Source organism: Leisingera sp. UBA4491 (genome assembly GCF_002388965.1).
Lineage (GTDB): Bacteria > Pseudomonadota > Alphaproteobacteria > Rhodobacterales > Rhodobacteraceae > Leisingera > Leisingera aquaemixtae.
This window is the reverse complement of the sequence record NZ_DGNN01000023.1, coordinates 20243-35287: the sequence shown is the minus strand read 5'-3', so window position 1 is coordinate 35287 and position 15045 is coordinate 20243. Positions and strand designations below refer to the sequence as shown.

The window sequence follows — 15045 nt, the reverse complement described above, 5'->3', positions numbered from 1 at the left end:
CAAGCGGCGGTTTTGCGTTCCAAAAACCGGAAAACAACAGCCCGAACGAAGCCCGGACAGAGCCGAACCGGGGCGCCGGGGCCGTGATGTGATCCCCGATGACGTGCTCCCCTGAAAAGTCCGCGGTTTGAAGTGGACTTGCCCGGATTTAGTGGAGAGCACCAACTGAGGAACCAGGAGGTGTTCTATGGGAAACGGAAACAGACCGGCGCCGGAATTTCGGCGTGAAGCGGTTCGGCTGGCGCTGACCAGCGGACTCACACGACGTGAAGTTGCAGATGATCTCGGCATTGGCCTCTCAACGCTGACGCGATGGGTGAGGCAGGATCGGGATGCCGAGGAGCCTGCGGAAGCCCAGGCCGATCTGCGAGCCGAGCTGAAGCGGCTGCGCAAGGAGAATGCGGTGCTGAAGCAGGAGCGCGACATCCTAAAAAGAGCCGCAGCCTTCTCCGCTTCGATGAGCTTTGCCTTCATCGAAGCGGAGAAGGCAAAGCTCTCCCATCAGCCGTATGTGCCAGACTCTGGGTGTCAGCCAGAGCGGCTTCTTTGCATGGCGGGAAGCCGAACTTCCGAGGCCAAGAATGAGGTCCCCCTCCCAATGCCCTGGCACTGCCCTATCTCCGATCTCTGCGGGGCGGTTGCTGATCATCAGCGCATCCGCAATGAACGGCTTACCTCGCTTTCGGCCGCGTTCACGGGGGAGACGCAGAGCGCGGCCACGGGAGCAGAAACACCTGCTGCTACAGCCGCCTCTTCGCTGGAGAGACCTGCTGCGACACCCTGCCAGAACCGGCATAAATTCTCACGCTGCCAGACTGGTGGACGTCCTGGCGAGGACAATTTACGCCGCGTCGAGCGCTCGGATTTCCGTCTTCCTGTCATCATCTACACCTCCAAGAACGGGGTGTTGCGACGACCGGTTGAATCCGCCCAATACTGCTCTGTCGATTACCAAGCCGAGCTTCGCAAACGCGGCATCCTGATCTCGACGAGCAGCAAGGGGAACTGCTACGACAATTCGATGGTCGAGACCTTCTTCAAGACCATCAAGTCGGAGCTGATCTGGCCGATTGCCTAGCATACCCGGGAACAGGCAGAAAACGCCATCGCCAGATACATCGACGGATTTTATAACCCAGTCAGGCAACATTCATCGCTCGGCTTCAAAAGCCCTATCGCATTCGAGCGCGAGGCTCTCGAAGTGAGATAAACGCTCTCCACTAAATCCGGGCAAGTCCAATACCCACTGCGGGGGACTGTGACCGCAAGGCGGTCTGGGAGAAGCTGGGACAGACCAATAGAGCCCCCGCCACTTTCAGGAGAGCCCCGATGACCGCCCCCCTCGGCACTCAAACAGCATGGGCACAGGACCGCGCCCATCTATTACACCCCTACACGGATTTCGCCACCTTTGCCGAAGAGGGCAGCCATGTGATCGGGCGCGCCGAAGGCGTGCATGTCATCGACGCCGAGGGCAAACAACTGCTGGACGGCATTGCCGGGCTCTGGTGCGTGAACATCGGCCACGGCCGCGAAGAAATGGCCGAAGCCATCGCCAAACAGGTGTTGGACATGCAGTATTACAACCCGTTCGGCCATAGCACCAATGTACCGGCTGCCCAGCTGGGCGCCAAGCTTGCGGAACTGGCGCCGGGAGACCTGAACCGCGTCTATTACACCTGCGGCGGCTCAACCGCCAATGATGCCGCGGTGCGGCTGGTCCATTATTTTTTTGACATGAAGGGCCAGCACCGGAAGAAAAAGATTATCTCGCGGCAGAACGGCTACCATGGCGCCACCTATGTGGCGGCCTCGCTCACTGGCATCCACGGCACCAAATACGGCTTCGACCGGATCGGCGAGGATTTCATCAGCCATGTCTCGGAAGCCAACCTCTATGCCAAGCCTGAGGGCTGGAGCGACGGCGACTACTGCGACTATCTGGTGCGGGAATTCGAAGCACGGATCCAGCAGCTTGGCCCTGACAATGTGGCCGCCTTCATCGCCGAGCCGATCATGGGCGCCGGCGGGGTGCTGGTTGCGCCCGAGGGCTACCACAAGCGCATGTATGAGGTCTGCAAGGCGCATGACATGCTTTATATCGCGGATGAAGTGGTCACGGGCTTTGGCCGTCTGGGTGAATGGTTCTCCTCGGAGGCGCTGTTCGGCTATACGCCTGACATTCTGGTTTGCGCCAAGGGGCTGACTTCAGGCTACATCCCGCTGGGGGCAACGATGATTTCGGATGAAATCTACGGGACCATTGCCCGTCCGCAATGCGAGGGCGGCATCTTTTCGATGGGTTTCACCTACTTCGGGCATCCGGTGGCTTGTGCAGCGGCGCTGAAGAACATCGAGATCATCGAACGCGAAGGCATTCTGAATCACGTGCGCGAGATTGGCCCCTATTTTCAGGAGAGCGCCCAATCCCTGCTAAACCTGCCTATCGTTGGCGATGTGCGCGGCAGCCATTTGATGCTGGGCATTGATCTGGTCTCCGACAAGGCCAGCAAAGCCCCTATTGAACTAACCGAGCAGGCCGCTGCCAAGGTGTTCCAAGGCTGTTTGGAGCGCGGAGCCATCGTGCGCCCGGTGGGCGACCAGATCATCCTGTCGCCACCGCTGATCATCAGCAAGGACCAATGCGATGAGCTGATCGGGGCTGTTGCCGGCTCAGTCCAAGATTTCATCGCCAGTCAGGAGTGAACTCATGCGACAGGTAACGCTTGCGGCTACCCAGATGGCCTGTAGCTGGGACATCGACAAAAACATCGACAAGGCCGAAGCACTGGTGACCCGCGCCGCCGAGGCCGGGGCACAGGTGATTTTGCTGCAGGAGCTGTTCGAAACGCCTTATTTCTGTCTTGAACAGTCAACGGACCACTTTCCGCTTGCCTGTTCGCCGGATCAAAGCCAGGTGGTGCAGCATTTCACCTCGCTGGCCCGGAAACTTGGCGTGGTGATGCCAATCTCCTACTACGAGGAGGCGAGGCTGGCGCGCTACAACTCGCTGGCCATTGCTGACGCCGATGGCACCATTCTGGCCAACTACCGCAAAACCCATATCCCTCAGGCGCCGGGGTATGAGGAGAAATTCTATTTCTCGCCGGGCGACAGCGGTTTCCAGGTGGTAGAAACCCGCTTTGGCCGGATCGGCTGCGGCATCTGCTGGGACCAGTGGTTCCCGGAAACCGCCCGCTGCCTGGCACTGCAAGGGGCTGAGATATTGTTGTTCCCGACCGCCATCGGCAGTGAGCCGAACAACCCGGAGCTGGACAGCAGCGGCCATTGGCGGCGCACGATGCAGGGTCACGCCGCTGCAAACATGATTCCGGTGGTGGCTTCAAACCGGGTGGGCAGGGAGCAGGACGGCAACACGGCTGGTGTTTTCTATGGCACCTCTTTCATTGCCGGCTGCACCGGAGAAATCCTGGCGGAGGCGGGCCGCACGGAAGAAACCTTCATCACGGCAGCTGTCGATCTGGACGCCGCAGCGCGCTACCGCAGCGCCTGGGGTGTTTTCCGGGACCGCAGGCCGCATATGTACGGGGCGCTGCACACCTTGGACGGCAAGACAGGAACGATGCGATGACAAGCTTGGTGACGATCCGGCCGGTTGAACAAAGCGACCGCAAAAGCTGGGACCGTCTGTGGACCGGCTACCTCACCTTCTACAAGGCCACGCTGCCAGCGCGCGTCTACGACAGCAGCTTTGCAAGGCTGCTTTCGGCAGATGCGCGGGAATACCGCGGCCTGATTGCAGAGCTGAATGGCGAAGCCATTGGTATCGGCCACTATTTGCTGCACCGCGATATGTGGTCAGTCGAGGATACCTGTTACCTTCAGGACCTGTTTGTCGATCCGCAGGCGCGCGGTGCCGGTGTTGGGCGGGCTTTGATCGGCGAAGTGGCAAAGCGGGCGGAGGCAGAAGGGGTCTCTGTTCTCTATTGGCACACGCAGGAGTTCAATCACACTGCCCGCAGGCTATACGATCAGGTTGCCACGCTCACACCCTTCGTGAAATACGACAAATCCCTCTCCACCGACTGAACAAGGGGCCAAGCAATCGGCCCCTTTTTCTTTATTCAGACCGCAGGCACCTGCTGGGTGATGCAATGCACCCCGCCGCCGCCGCCGCCGATCATGCGGCCGGAGACGCCCGTCACCCGGCGGCCTGGAAAGGCTTCGCGCAGGATGGCAAGTGGCCGGTCATCCTCGCCCTTCCGGCCCGACACCGGCACGATGATTGCGCCGTTGCAGATGTAGAAATTCATGTGGACGACGTCATAGCTGGTCAGCGGGATTTCAATGACCTCAAAGCGCCGCCCGCGGGCGTCCGTTGCCTGTTGCAGTATGCGCTTGGCATCCTGGGTGATCCGGTGGTTGGGATCGGAGCGGTCATCGGTTGTGTGCAGCAGCACGGTGCCGGGAGCGGCAAAGGCTGCCATGCCGTCCACATGCCCGTCGGTGATCGGGTCCGGGGTGAGGCCGCGGGGCAGCCAGATCACCTTCTGCACCCCCAGACCGGCCTTCAATTCTGCTTCCACCCGGGCTTTGCTCCAGTCGGGATTCCGGTTCGTGTGCAGCAGGCACTCCTCGGTGGTCAGAAGCGTGCCTTGGCCGTCCACGGCCACGGCGCCGCCCTCCAGCACCAGCTCCGATGTGTACATCGGCAGCCCCAGATGCGCTGCAAACCTGCCCTTGGCCAGTGTGTCGTGTTTGTAGGGCGGAAATTTGCGGCCCCACCCGTTGAAGGTGAAGCCTGCAATCCGGCGCGCACCTTGCGCGTTCTGCACGATCATCGGCCCGCTGTCGCGCGACCAGGCATCATTCAGCGGCATTTCGATCAGGGTGATTTCCGAAGACAGCAGCTTCTTTGCCGCGGCCTTGTCGCGCCGCCGCACTGCCATAGTGACGGGTTCATACTCCGCCACGGTATTGGCAACATCGGCCCATTCCTTGCGCGCGGCATTCAGCTGGTTCGGATACCAGTTCTGCGGCGGCGGAAACTGCATCAGGCTGCGCTCGTGCCGCGCCCATTCGGCAGGGAAGGCAAAACCATCCGCCGCCGGGGTGCCTGAAAAGACGGTGGCACCGGTCTTTGTGTAATCTACCGGGCGGGCGGCGGCGGCGGGCTTTGCAGCCAGCACTCCAGAAAGCGCTGCCGCTCCGGCAGCAAGAAAATTTCGGCGGTTCATAGAGTTCTTCCTTGTTCAGATGCCGGCTTCGGAAGCGCCGAGCGACGGATCGAGATGGTCGCGCAGGCTGTCGCCCAGCAGGTTGAAACCGATCGCGACGAGGGCAATTGCCCCGCCGGGAAAGACTGCCAGCCACCAGTACGCGGGCTGGTGGGTGAGGCTGTCAAAGATCATCGCGCCCCATTCCGGTGTCGGCGGCTGCGCGCCGAGCCCCAGGAACGACAGCCCGGATGCGGCCAGGATCACAAAACCGACGTCGGTGGTGGCCTGGACGATCACCAGCGGCCAGACCATCGGCAGCAGGTCGGAGAAGATCAGCCGCAGGTGCGAGGCGCCCATGCAGCGGGCGGCAGCAATGAACTCCTGTTCTTTCAGCGACAGGATGCGGCTGCGGATCAGCCGGGCGTACCAGGGCCAGAACACGGCAGCCAAGGCAATCGTTGTCGAGACCATCCCGCCGCCAAAGCTGGCCGCAATCGCAGCCGCCAGGATCAGCGCCGGGAAAGCCAGGAACAGGTCCGTGACGCGCATCAGGATTTCATCCGCAAGCCCGCCCGCATAGCCTGCAATCAGTCCGAAGCTGGTGCCGATGACGGCGGCGACGGCCAGAACAGCGAATGACACCGACAGCGAGATCCACGAACCGGCCACCACCCGCGCCAGCATGTCCCGCCCGATCTTGTCGGTGCCCATCCAATGCTCTGCCGAAGGCGGTTCAAGCCGCGCCCGGATGTTCATCTTGAGCGGATCAAAGGCGGTGATATGCGTGTCCATCACGCAGGCACCGAAGGCAAGAAGCGAGATCGCCACAACCAAGGCGACAATTGCCACCGCCAGAACTGCCTGGCCGGAAGAGCTGGCAAAGCTGGCAACCGGATGGATGATACGGCCAAGGGCCTTGGGCAGGCGGGCGCGGGACGGGGGCAAGGAGGTTTCAGCGCTCATGTCAGATCCACCCGCGGGTCGAGGAAGGAATAGCTCAGATCAACAAGGAAGTTGATCAGCGTATAGGCCACCGACACCACAAGGGTGATGGCCATGATGGCGTTGTAGTCGGAGGCCGAGATGGCGTTTGCCGTGTAGCGGCCGAGCCCCGGCCAGTTGAAGATTAGCTCGATGAACACCGCGCCGGAAATCAGCAGGCCGGTGTTCAGCCCGAAGATGGTGACGATGGGCAGCAGCGCATTGCCAAGCGCATGTTTGAAGTACACCCGCGCCGGCGAGACCCCCTTGGAGCGCGCGGTGCGGATGAAATCCTGCGACAGAACCTCCAGCAGCGAAGTCCGCACCACCCTGATGGTGATCGCCATCGACGGGATCGCTAGCACTGCAACCGGCAGGATCATATGGTGCAGCGCATCTGTGAACAGGTCGAACCGGCCGGCAATCAGGCTGTCGACGGTCATGAATCCTGTCACAAAATCGGGTGCTGCAATCCCTGTGCCAAGCCGTCCGCCGAATGGCACCAGCCCCAAGGTGGCGAAAAAGATCAACTGGAACACCAGCGCAATCCAGAAATCGGGCACCGACAGGCCCAGAACCGCAACGCAGCGCACGCCTGCATCCGCGGGCCGGCCGCTTTTGACCGCCGCCAGGGTGCCCAGTATTACCCCCAGCAGCAGGGAGATCAGACCCGCAACAAGGACCAGTTCCAGCGTTGCAGGGAAAAAAGTCAGGATGTCTTCTGAGATAGGCCGCCGGGTAACGACCGAGCGCCCGAAATCACCCTGCAGCACATTGCCCGCATAGGCCGTGAATTGCGTGATGACCGGATCATCCAGGCCAAGCCGTTCACGCACCGAGGCCACTGCCTCAGCATCGGCACGGGCACCGGCGATCAGGCGCGCGGGATCGCCCGGCAGCAGCCGGGCCAGCGCGAAGGTCATCAGCACGACACCGGCCAGCAGCACCAGGGTTGCAGCGGTGCGTCTGAGAATGAAGCGCAGCATTCGCACAGCCCTCAGGACTTGCGCGACAGGTTGTACATATCAAGCGTCGCCACATAGATCGGGTTGTTCTCCAGCCCCGCAATGTCGTTGCGCGACACGAACTGGGCGCGCTCCTGCAGGATTGGCAGCCAGGCCGGGTCTTCGTTCGTCAGGATTTCGGCAAGGCGCCGGAACTTGGCCGTCATTTCCTCATTCATCACCTGGTTGCGCAGCTCGTCGATCAGCGCGGTTGCCTCGGCGTTGGTATAGCGCCCGGTATTGCCGTCAAAGGTGGCCGCATCACCGCTGAACAGCCCCCAGGCAAAGCTGTAGGGATGATCCACGTTGGGCCACCAGGAGAAATAGAACAGATCGGGGCGCTCCTCGGCCGTGCCTTCGCCGAAGAACACGTCGAGATAGGCGGAAAAGGACATTTCCTGGAGTTTGAGGCTGATCCCGATCTCCGACAGCCAGGCCTGCAGCAACTGGCCTTCAATGTCGCCAAAGCCGGAGTAATAGGCCATCGTCAGCTCGGTGCCTTCGGGTATCCCAGCCTCGGCCAGCAGGGCGCGGGCCCTATCCAGATCATAGGGCAGCAGCCGGTCCTTGCCGTCCATGCCCTGCATCAGCGAGGGGAAGACCGAGGTGGGTTTGTCCGCGGTCCCAAGCGCCACTTCCTCCATATAAGCGTCGTGGTCGAATGCGTGGCAGAGCGCCTGGCGCGCGCGCGGGTTGGCCAGCTTCCCGTCTGTGGCAAAGGCCACATACTGCACGGTGAAGGTCGGGGTGTCGGCCAGGGCAAACCGCGGGTCATCGCGCAAGACCACCATATCCTCCGGCTCCATCGCCAGGGTCATATCGGCCTCGCCGGTCTCCAGCAGCTGGCGGCGGGTGGCAGAGACGGGAATGGTCTTGGTGATCACCCGGCTGAAGTGCGGATGGTCCCAGCCGCCCCGGAAAGCAGCATTGGCAGCAAAGGTAGCATCCTGGCCCGGATTCAGGCTTTCCAGCCTGTAAGGCCCGGTGCCCACCGGATTGGCCTGCAGGTATTCCGATCCCATGTCGTCATCGCCCTTGGAGTGGGCTTCCGCCGCCGTGGGGCTGGCAATCCAGAAGCCGTATTGCGAGGCGACCTGGCGGTCGAAGAACGGGCGCGGCTCACCCAGGTCAAAGCGGATGGTCTTTGCGTCCACCGCAACAATCTGGCTTTCCGGGTCTTCCAGCTGCCAGGTCCCGGCCAGCCCGGCGGGGTGCAGCACCAGGCGTGTGACCGCCTTTTTCACCGCCTCGGCATCGCAGGGGGTGCCGTCATGGAACACCACTCCTTCCGCCAGTGTGAAAGTCCAGCTGCTTGCGTCTTCGCTGGCCTCCCAGGAGGTGGCCAGCGCGGGTGCCGCCTTCAGCGTGTGGCTGCCGTCCAGCACGGTCAGTGTCTCATAGACCGGGCGCAAACCGTAGGCCCATTCGATATTGGTGGCCGGATCGAGGTTTTCGACCGTTGCATCCACCAGAACCACCAGGGTTTTGGGATCGCGCGCACCCAGGCTGGGAGGCGTGGCGCTGCCCGCCGCCCAAACCGCCTGACCGGGCGCCGCCGCCATCGCGGCAAAGGCGCAACTGCCCGCCAGGAAGGACCGGCGCGGCAGATGAAATTGCGGAGTATTCGGGCGTTTTCGCGGATAGGTCATGTTCAGCTCCCTATGTTCCCAGGAAATCTGCGCCTCTGCCGTCAGGGAGCCGCTCATCATTTCCTGCCCCCAAACTCCCAAATTTCCGCGGTTCCTGTCGATACCACCTAAGGGGCACAGCCTTTCCAGGGCGGTGGGCTATAGTGATCTGCAACGCCGCCGGCTTTCGGTCAGTTCGTACCAGGAAGGCCCATGCAAAAAGGATGTTGCGCCTGCCATGGCACTCTTGGACGTCACAGACCTGACCGTAAGCCTCAACGCAGGCGCCCGGACCGCGGCGATTGTCGAAAACCTGTCACTGCGCCTTGAACGCGGCAATTGCCTCGGCATCGTCGGCGAGAGCGGCTCCGGGAAAAGCACTGCGGCCATGGCCATCATGGGGCTGCTGACAGACGGGCCGTTGCAGGTCTCCGGGCGGGTCTTGTTTGATGGCTCTGATCTGGCACAGATGCGGCCCGCGGAGTTCCGCAAACTGCAAGGCACCGGCATCGCCATGATCTTCCAGGACCCGATGAGCAGCCTGAACCCGGTGATGCGGATCGGCGACCAGATTGTGGAATGCCTTCAGGCGCACCGGCGGCTGACCAAATCCAGCGCCCGGGGCAGGGCAATTGAGGCGCTGGCGAGGGTCGGAATGCCGGACCCCGAAGGCATGATGCACCGCTATCCGCATCAGCTGAGCGGTGGTCAGCGCCAGCGCGTCATGATCGCCATGGCAATCGTCTTTGAACCCAAGCTGCTGATCGCCGATGAACCGACCACCGCGCTTGACCTGACAATCCAGGCGCAAATCCTGCAACTGCTGAAACAGCTCTCGCGCGATTTGAACATGGCGCTGGTGCTGATCACTCACGATCTTGGGGTGGTTGCCGGGATGAGCGACGAGGTGATTGTGCTTTATTCCGGGCGGGATGTGGAGCGCGGCCCGACCCAGGAAGTTCTCGAAAACCCGCAGCATCCGTATACCCGGGGGCTGTTGGGGGCGCATCCGTCGATGGACGGGGAGTGCGAGCGGCTCACACCTATTGCGGGCACCCCGCCCTCAATCTGGCAGCGCCCGTCGGGCTGCGCCTTCCGGGACCGCTGCCCGGAAGCAATTGATGGCTGTGCCACGGTCAAACCGGAGCTCGTTGCCACACCGCAAAGGGCGCACCACGTCGCTTGCCTGTTGCAGGAATGTTCCCCGCAGGCAAAGGAATCCGCATGAGCCAGAATTCGCACCCCGCCCTTGAAATCAGGGATCTGTCTGTCGAATTCCGCGCATCCGGGAACAGGGCGCTGTTTAAAAAGCCCGCAACCTTCAAGGCGCTCAACGGTGTCTCCCTGGATATCCAGCAGGGCGAAGTGGTGGGGCTGATCGGAGAATCCGGCAGCGGAAAAACAACTCTTGGCAAAGCCATTGTCGGGCTGACTGAGACGTCCACGGGCAGTATACATGTCAAGGGACAGCACACGGATCCTGCGCGCGCGTCCGGGCGGCGCGCGCTGGCCCAGCTAGTTCAGATGGTGTTTCAGGATCCCTATTCCTCGCTGCACCCCAGGAAAACCATCGGGACAACCCTGTCCGAACCCTTCCTGATCCAAGGAACCGTTTCCCGCGACAAGCTTCAGTCCCGGGTCCAGTCCCTGCTGCAGCGCGTGGGGTTGAGCCCGGACCATGCTGCGCGCTATCCTCAGCATTTCAGCGGCGGCCAGCGGCAGCGCATTGCAATTGCCCGGGCTATTGCCAACGATCCGCCAGTGATCATTGCCGACGAACCTGTCAGCGCGCTGGATGTTTCGGTTCAAGCTCAGATCCTGAACCTGCTGGACGATCTGCGCACCGAACAGAACATGGCCATGCTCTTCATCAGCCACGATCTGTCGGTGGTGCGGCACCTGTGCCAGCGCGTCGCGGTCATGTACCTGGGCCGGATCGTCGAGATCGGCGCAGCCAAAGAGATGACCGCCGGCCCTGCGCACCCCTATACGACGGCTTTGCTATCGGCTGCACCGAGGGTCAAGGCCAGGAACCGCGCGCAAGCCGCTCCGATCGTCCTGTCAGGCGATGTTCCTTCGCACGCTGCCATTCCCAGCGGCTGCCCGTTTCACACCCGCTGCTGGCTCTACGAGCAGAAGGGCTGCCCAGCCCGCTGCCGGACCGAAACGCCCCGGCTGGAAACGCTGCCCAGCGGGCGGCAATCAGCTTGTTTCTTCCCGAAGGAGGCCGCCGCTCCAGCACGGCCCCCCGCGGCGGCCTGCAGCTAGCTATCGCCGGATTCTGCAAGCATCCAGTCCCACAGCGACCGGACAGCGGTGCGTTGAAGATTACGCTTCAGCGTCACTAGGTAATACGGGCTGTCGCTGCGCAGACAGACCGGGCTCAGCACTTGCAGCCTGCCCTCGCTGACCAGCGGCTGTGCCTGCCTCCTGTCGCAAAGGCACATTCCCAGTCCGCGTGTCGCAGCATCAACCGCCAGCGCGGTATCGGAAAAGTTCAGCCCTTTCGAGCAATCCGCCCGCTCCAGCCCGGCGGCCAGGAACCAGCTCTGCCAGTCATCGGGGTGTTCGTCATGGATCAGCGGCGCCTCGCTCAGGCGGTTCTGAAACTCTGCGGCCAGGCCGGGGCTTGCAAGCGGCACGCGTTCCTCCGCAAGGAAGGAGGCGGTAACAAATTCCTCGCCCGTGTGCGGGCTGGTTGTCACTGTGATGTCAAACTCGGACTCGGTGAGATCGACATCATGGCCACTGGTGTAAAGCCAGGGGTCGACCTCCGGATAGCTTTCACGGAACTGGACGAGCCTTGGTGCGAACCAGAGCGCGCCGAAGACCGGCGGCATGTGAATGACAACTGACCCAGGTTTCGAGTAGGCATCAAGCCGCCGCACCCCGAGCCGCACTGTCTCCAGCGCGTCCTGGGCCGAGATCAGCAGGTCGCGTCCGGCGTCCGTCAGCTCCACCCGCCGGTTGATGCGTAGAAACAACGGCTGCTGCAAATGGGTTTCCAGCGTCCGGATTTGATGCGACACCGCCGATTGCGTCATGTTCAGCTCTTCCGCCGCCTGCGAGAAACTGCCGAGCCGGGCCGCCGCCTCGAACCCGATCAAAGCGCCGAGCGGCGGCAGGGGGCGATAGGGATTATTCATTAGAAAAACTCATCGTTTCACGTCGAATTCCGCGTTTGTCTATAATATTTGCTCACATCTATACTGTTTGGACAACATATCTTGCACGATGGAGCCCTTCATGCCCGAACAGCAAACCCCGAAATCCGCAGGCTACCGGATGCCCGCCGAATGGGCGCCGCATCTGCGTACCTGGATGATGTGGCCGACGCGCGAAGGCTTCTGGCCGGACATGGAAGAGACCCGCCGGAACTACGCCGCGGTAGCCCATGCCATCCGCGAATTTGAGCCGCTGACCATGCTGGTCGGCCCCGAAGACGCGGCAGCGGCAAAATCGCTGCTCGGATCTGACATCGAAATCCTCACCAGCCCGATCGACGACAGCTGGGCGCGCGATGCCGGGCCCTGTTTTTTGACCAATGGCAAGGGCGGCCGGGCCGGCGTGTCTTTTGGTTTCAATGCCTGGGGCGGCAAGTACCAGCCGTTCGACGGGGATGACGCTGCAGCTGACGCGATTCTGAATGCGGCCGAGGTGCCAATCTTCCACTCCGGCCTCATCGCCGAAGGCGGCGGAGTCTCTGTCGATGGCGAGGGCACCATCCTGACCACGGGCAGCTGCTTTCCCAATGCCAACCGCAATCCTGGCTGGAGCCGCGACCGTATCGAGCAGGAACTGAAGGCCATGCTGGGCGGCGACAAGGTGATCTGGCTGCCCGGCAATGCGGAGGAAACCGAAACCGACGGCCATGTCGACGGCATAGCAACCTTTGTCGCGCCGGGCGTGGTGCTGATCGAAGCGGAAGGTCCCGCGGATCACGACTGGCACAGCATCAATGCGGCCAACATCACAGCGATGGAAAACCAGACTGACGCAAAAGGCCGCGGCATCACGCTGGTAAAGATCCCTGATGCCGCCAGCGCTGTCTCAAGCGATCCGCGGTTCTGCCGCTCGTACGTCAACTCCTACATCTGCAACGGCGGCGTAGTGATGCCGGAATACGGAATCCGCGAAGACGGGCTGGTGCGTGAAGTGTTCCAGGAGCTCTTCCCCGGCCGCCGTGTATCACTGGTGCCAATCCCCGCCATCGCGATTGGCGGCGGCGGCATCCACTGCATCACCCAGCAGGAGCCTGCAGCATGACCATGCACATTTCAACCGACCTGACCGCAGCCCTTGCCAGCGGTAGAAGCCCCGGTGAGCAGGGGTTTGTCATGCCCATTGAGGCCGCGCCCCACGCGGCCTGCTGGATGGCCTGGCCCTGGGACGATCACGAGGACAATTGGGGCGCGGGCTTGGCCGCGGCGCAGGAGAATTTCGTGCGTGTTGCCACCGCCATTTCCTGTTTCGAACCGGTCCGGGTCGTTGCGCATCCAGATCACGCCGCACTTGCCCGCAGCTTGCTGCCGCCGCAGGTCGATGTGGTGCCCCTGCAGCAGGGCGACCACTGGTTCCGTGACACCGGCCCGCTGTTCGTGAAGGATGGCAAGGGGCAGATCATCGGCTCCAGCCTGATCTTCAACTGCTGGGGAGAGAAATTCCCCGATTATGAACTCGACGCGGGCATCGGCGCCGAACTGGTGCGCCATCTTGGCCTGCCGCTGTTCCAGTCCCCGCTCACTGGTGAAGGCGGCGGCTTGCATGTCGACGGCCGCGGCACGGTCATCACGACAGAGACCTGCTTCCTCAACCCCAACCGCAATCCGGGCATGACCAAGGCGGATGTGGAGCGCGAATTGTTCCATGCCATCGGCGCCCGCAAGGTCATCTGGCTGCCGGGCGATGAGGAGGAATGGATCACCGATGGCCATATCGACGGTATGCTGACCTTCGCCGCGCCGGGCAAGCTGCTGTTCGAGCGCAACCCGGACCCGGCAAATCCGCGCCACAGAGTTTGCGGGGAGAACCTGAAGGCGCTGCGCGGGCAGACCGATGCCGATGGCCGCGAAATCGAGATCGGGCTGATCGACGAGGCCTATATGGTCGAACCGGAAACCGAAACCACGGCGCTGTCTTATGTAAATGCCTACATCGCGAACGGCGGCGTGGTGATCCCGTCGTTCGATACGCCAACCGATGCAGCGGCCCGGGAAATCTTCGCAAAAGCCTTCCCCGGCCTTAAAGTCCTGCAGGTGGACATGCGGGGGATCTGCCACGCGGGCGGCGGCATCCACTGCATGACGCAGCAGCAGCCGGCTTAAACAGGGGCGGCGGCCAGGGCTTCTTTGCTATGATAACCGGAGACCACAATGTTTGACGCAGCGAACATGCAAAACACCAGCAGAACCGGAACATCAGAAAGCTTGGATGGCCTCGCCCGGGCCATCGAGCTTGTTGGGCAGGAAGGGTTTCTGGCCGCCCTCGCAGTGCTGTGCCAATCGGCATCAGGATATGACAGCACTTTCACCGCAGCGTTTTTCCCGGATCACCCGCCGGTGGAGCTGTTCGACAACCTGCCTGATGAGCACAGCGCCTCGACAATCAAGCCCTACCTGGATTTCGCCTATTTCCTGGACCCGTTTTATAACCTTTTTCTGCAGGGGGTCGGGGACCGGGTGATCACGCTTGGCGAATGCGCGCCTGACGATTTCAGGGCGTCAGAATACTACCAGACCTTCTATGCAGGCACCGGCTTGTTCGACGAAACCAGCGTGTTCATCTCCTTCGGGAATAGTGCCGCCGTGGTGATCTCTTTAGGCAGCCGGGAGGAAGGCTTCCAGCTTGCTGCGGATCAAAGGGCTGCGCTTACTGCGCTGCTGCCTTGCATTGCAGCGCTGTGCCGCCGCCATTGGCCTGCTCTGGACCCCAATTCGCTAGCCGGCAGCGGCCGCATGGGGCTGCATCTGAAAAAAACCTTTGACCGGTTCGCAAGTTCAGTGCTGAGCGGGCGCGAGGCCGAAATCGTGCAGCTGATCCTGAAAGGGCATTCCTCAAAATCGATCGCCCGCGAACTGGGCAACAGCCCGGAAACGGTCAAGGTCCACCGCAAACGCATTCACAACAAGCTGGGCATCACCTCGCAGGGGGAGCTTTTCTCGCTGTTCCTGGAGGCTTTGACCCGCGCACCCTCCAACGCGACCGATGACCCGCTCACCTATCTCGACCGGCCGGCGGGCGGGCAGCTCTAGG

The 15045-nt window shown here is 62.0% G+C and carries 13 protein-coding genes and 3 pseudogenes; 10 read left to right on the top strand and 6 right to left on the bottom strand.

The window, feature by feature from the left end; all coding sequences use genetic code 11:
* Window positions 1-187: 187 nt before the first annotated feature.
* Window positions 188-557, top strand: a pseudogene (locus B2P87_RS12610) (transposase); the annotation flags it as partial.
* Between the two features lie 2 nt (window positions 558-559).
* Here the strand turns inward: B2P87_RS12610 and B2P87_RS20060 are convergent.
* Window positions 560-718 (bottom strand): annotated as a pseudogene (locus B2P87_RS20060) (IS30 family transposase); the annotation flags it as partial.
* A 210-nt stretch (window positions 719-928) separates the two neighbouring features.
* Here B2P87_RS20060 and B2P87_RS12605 point away from each other — a divergent pair.
* The 4 genes and pseudogenes from B2P87_RS12605 to B2P87_RS12590 form a co-directional block, all read left to right on the top strand.
* A pseudogene (locus tag B2P87_RS12605) lies at window positions 929-1210 on the top strand (transposase); the annotation flags it as partial.
* 119 nt (window positions 1211-1329) lie between these two features.
* Window positions 1330-2706 carry an aminotransferase gene (locus tag B2P87_RS12600; protein WP_141891510.1) on the top strand — a complete coding sequence of 459 codons (1377 nt, stop codon included), beginning with the start codon at window positions 1330-1332 and terminating at the stop codon, window positions 2704-2706.
* Window positions 2707-2710: 4 nt separating this feature from the next.
* Complete coding sequence (gene aguB, locus B2P87_RS12595) at window positions 2711-3592, top strand: N-carbamoylputrescine amidase (RefSeq protein WP_141891509.1); 882 nt, start codon at window positions 2711-2713, stop codon at window positions 3590-3592.
* On the top strand, window positions 3589-4050 hold the full coding sequence (locus tag B2P87_RS12590; protein WP_141891508.1) for a GNAT family N-acetyltransferase: 462 nt from the start codon (window positions 3589-3591) through the stop codon (window positions 4048-4050). The genes aguB and B2P87_RS12590 overlap by 4 nt, the downstream gene beginning before the upstream one ends.
* Before the next feature lie 35 nt (window positions 4051-4085).
* Here the strand turns inward: B2P87_RS12590 and B2P87_RS12585 are convergent, their stop codons facing one another.
* From B2P87_RS12585 to B2P87_RS12570, 4 genes are read right to left on the bottom strand one after another with little or no spacing between them, the layout of a single operon-like run.
* Window positions 4086-5198, bottom strand: a complete 1113-nt coding sequence (locus tag B2P87_RS12585; RefSeq protein ID WP_141891507.1) for an agmatine deiminase family protein — start codon at window positions 5196-5198, stop codon at window positions 4086-4088.
* Between the two features lie 15 nt (window positions 5199-5213).
* Window positions 5214-6143, bottom strand: coding sequence for an ABC transporter permease (locus tag B2P87_RS12580; RefSeq protein WP_141891506.1), 930 nt, complete (start codon window positions 6141-6143; stop codon window positions 5214-5216).
* Window positions 6140-7147, bottom strand: coding sequence for an ABC transporter permease (locus tag B2P87_RS12575; protein ID WP_141891505.1), 1008 nt, complete (start codon window positions 7145-7147; stop codon window positions 6140-6142). The genes B2P87_RS12580 and B2P87_RS12575 overlap by 4 nt, the downstream gene beginning before the upstream one ends.
* Window positions 7148-7158: 11 nt before the next feature.
* Window positions 7159-8871, bottom strand: coding sequence for an ABC transporter substrate-binding protein (locus tag B2P87_RS12570; protein ID WP_167510270.1), 1713 nt, complete (start codon window positions 8869-8871; stop codon window positions 7159-7161).
* 160 nt (window positions 8872-9031) lie between these two features.
* Here B2P87_RS12570 and B2P87_RS12565 point away from each other — a divergent pair, with 160 nt between their 5' ends.
* Together B2P87_RS12565 and B2P87_RS12560 are read left to right on the top strand one after the other, a co-directional pair.
* Window positions 9032-10021, top strand: coding sequence for an ABC transporter ATP-binding protein (locus tag B2P87_RS12565; protein ID WP_167510269.1), 990 nt, complete (start codon window positions 9032-9034; stop codon window positions 10019-10021).
* The gene (locus tag B2P87_RS12560) at window positions 9991-11061 is read left to right on the top strand and encodes an ABC transporter ATP-binding protein (RefSeq protein WP_208764499.1); all 1071 of its coding nucleotides are present in this window, start codon (window positions 9991-9993) and stop codon (window positions 11059-11061) included. Before B2P87_RS12565 ends, B2P87_RS12560 begins: the two co-directional genes overlap by 31 nt.
* Here B2P87_RS12560 and B2P87_RS12555 read toward each other — a convergent pair.
* A complete protein-coding gene (locus tag B2P87_RS12555) occupies window positions 11058-11939 on the bottom strand; it encodes a LysR substrate-binding domain-containing protein (RefSeq protein WP_141891502.1) in 882 nt (293 codons plus the stop codon). The genes B2P87_RS12560 and B2P87_RS12555 overlap by 4 nt on opposite strands.
* Window positions 11940-12039: 100 nt before the next feature.
* Between B2P87_RS12555 and B2P87_RS12550 the strand changes: the two genes are divergently transcribed.
* The 3 genes from B2P87_RS12550 to B2P87_RS12540 are packed head-to-tail and all read left to right on the top strand — an operon-like array spanning window position 12040 to window position 15044.
* Window positions 12040-13059, top strand: a complete 1020-nt coding sequence (locus tag B2P87_RS12550; protein ID WP_208764498.1) for an agmatine deiminase family protein — start codon at window positions 12040-12042, stop codon at window positions 13057-13059.
* Window positions 13056-14117 (top strand): agmatine deiminase family protein, encoded by a 1062-nt coding sequence (locus tag B2P87_RS12545; RefSeq protein ID WP_141891501.1) that lies wholly within the window; start codon window positions 13056-13058, stop codon window positions 14115-14117. Before B2P87_RS12550 ends, B2P87_RS12545 begins: the two co-directional genes overlap by 4 nt.
* Before the next feature lie 48 nt (window positions 14118-14165).
* The gene (locus tag B2P87_RS12540; protein ID WP_141891500.1) at window positions 14166-15044 is read left to right on the top strand and encodes a helix-turn-helix transcriptional regulator; all 879 of its coding nucleotides are present in this window, start codon (window positions 14166-14168) and stop codon (window positions 15042-15044) included.
* Window position 15045 lies beyond the last annotated feature (1 nt).

What these genes read in the sequence shown, in the direction of transcription:
- B2P87_RS12600 (WP_141891510.1), top strand. Translation starts at nt 1,330, where the DNA reads ATGACCGCCCCCCTCGGCACTCAAACAGCATGGGCACAGGACCGCGCC.
- aguB (WP_141891509.1), top strand. Translation starts at nt 2,711, where the DNA reads ATGCGACAGGTAACGCTTGCGGCTACCCAGATGGCCTGTAGCTGGGAC.
- B2P87_RS12590 (WP_141891508.1), top strand. Translation starts at nt 3,589, where the DNA reads ATGACAAGCTTGGTGACGATCCGGCCGGTTGAACAAAGCGACCGCAAA.
- B2P87_RS12585 (WP_141891507.1), bottom strand. Translation starts at nt 5,198, where the DNA reads ATGAACCGCCGAAATTTTCTTGCTGCCGGAGCGGCAGCGCTTTCTGGA.
- B2P87_RS12580 (WP_141891506.1), bottom strand. Translation starts at nt 6,143, where the DNA reads ATGAGCGCTGAAACCTCCTTGCCCCCGTCCCGCGCCCGCCTGCCCAAG.
- B2P87_RS12575 (WP_141891505.1), bottom strand. Translation starts at nt 7,147, where the DNA reads ATGCTGCGCTTCATTCTCAGACGCACCGCTGCAACCCTGGTGCTGCTG.
- B2P87_RS12570 (WP_167510270.1), bottom strand. Translation starts at nt 8,871, where the DNA reads ATGAGCGGCTCCCTGACGGCAGAGGCGCAGATTTCCTGGGAACATAGG.
- B2P87_RS12565 (WP_167510269.1), top strand. Translation starts at nt 9,032, where the DNA reads ATGGCACTCTTGGACGTCACAGACCTGACCGTAAGCCTCAACGCAGGC.
- B2P87_RS12560 (WP_208764499.1), top strand. Translation starts at nt 9,991, where the DNA reads ATGTTCCCCGCAGGCAAAGGAATCCGCATGAGCCAGAATTCGCACCCC.
- B2P87_RS12555 (WP_141891502.1), bottom strand. Translation starts at nt 11,939, where the DNA reads ATGAATAATCCCTATCGCCCCCTGCCGCCGCTCGGCGCTTTGATCGGG.
- B2P87_RS12550 (WP_208764498.1), top strand. Translation starts at nt 12,040, where the DNA reads ATGCCCGAACAGCAAACCCCGAAATCCGCAGGCTACCGGATGCCCGCC.
- B2P87_RS12545 (WP_141891501.1), top strand. Translation starts at nt 13,056, where the DNA reads ATGACCATGCACATTTCAACCGACCTGACCGCAGCCCTTGCCAGCGGT.
- B2P87_RS12540 (WP_141891500.1), top strand. Translation starts at nt 14,166, where the DNA reads ATGTTTGACGCAGCGAACATGCAAAACACCAGCAGAACCGGAACATCA.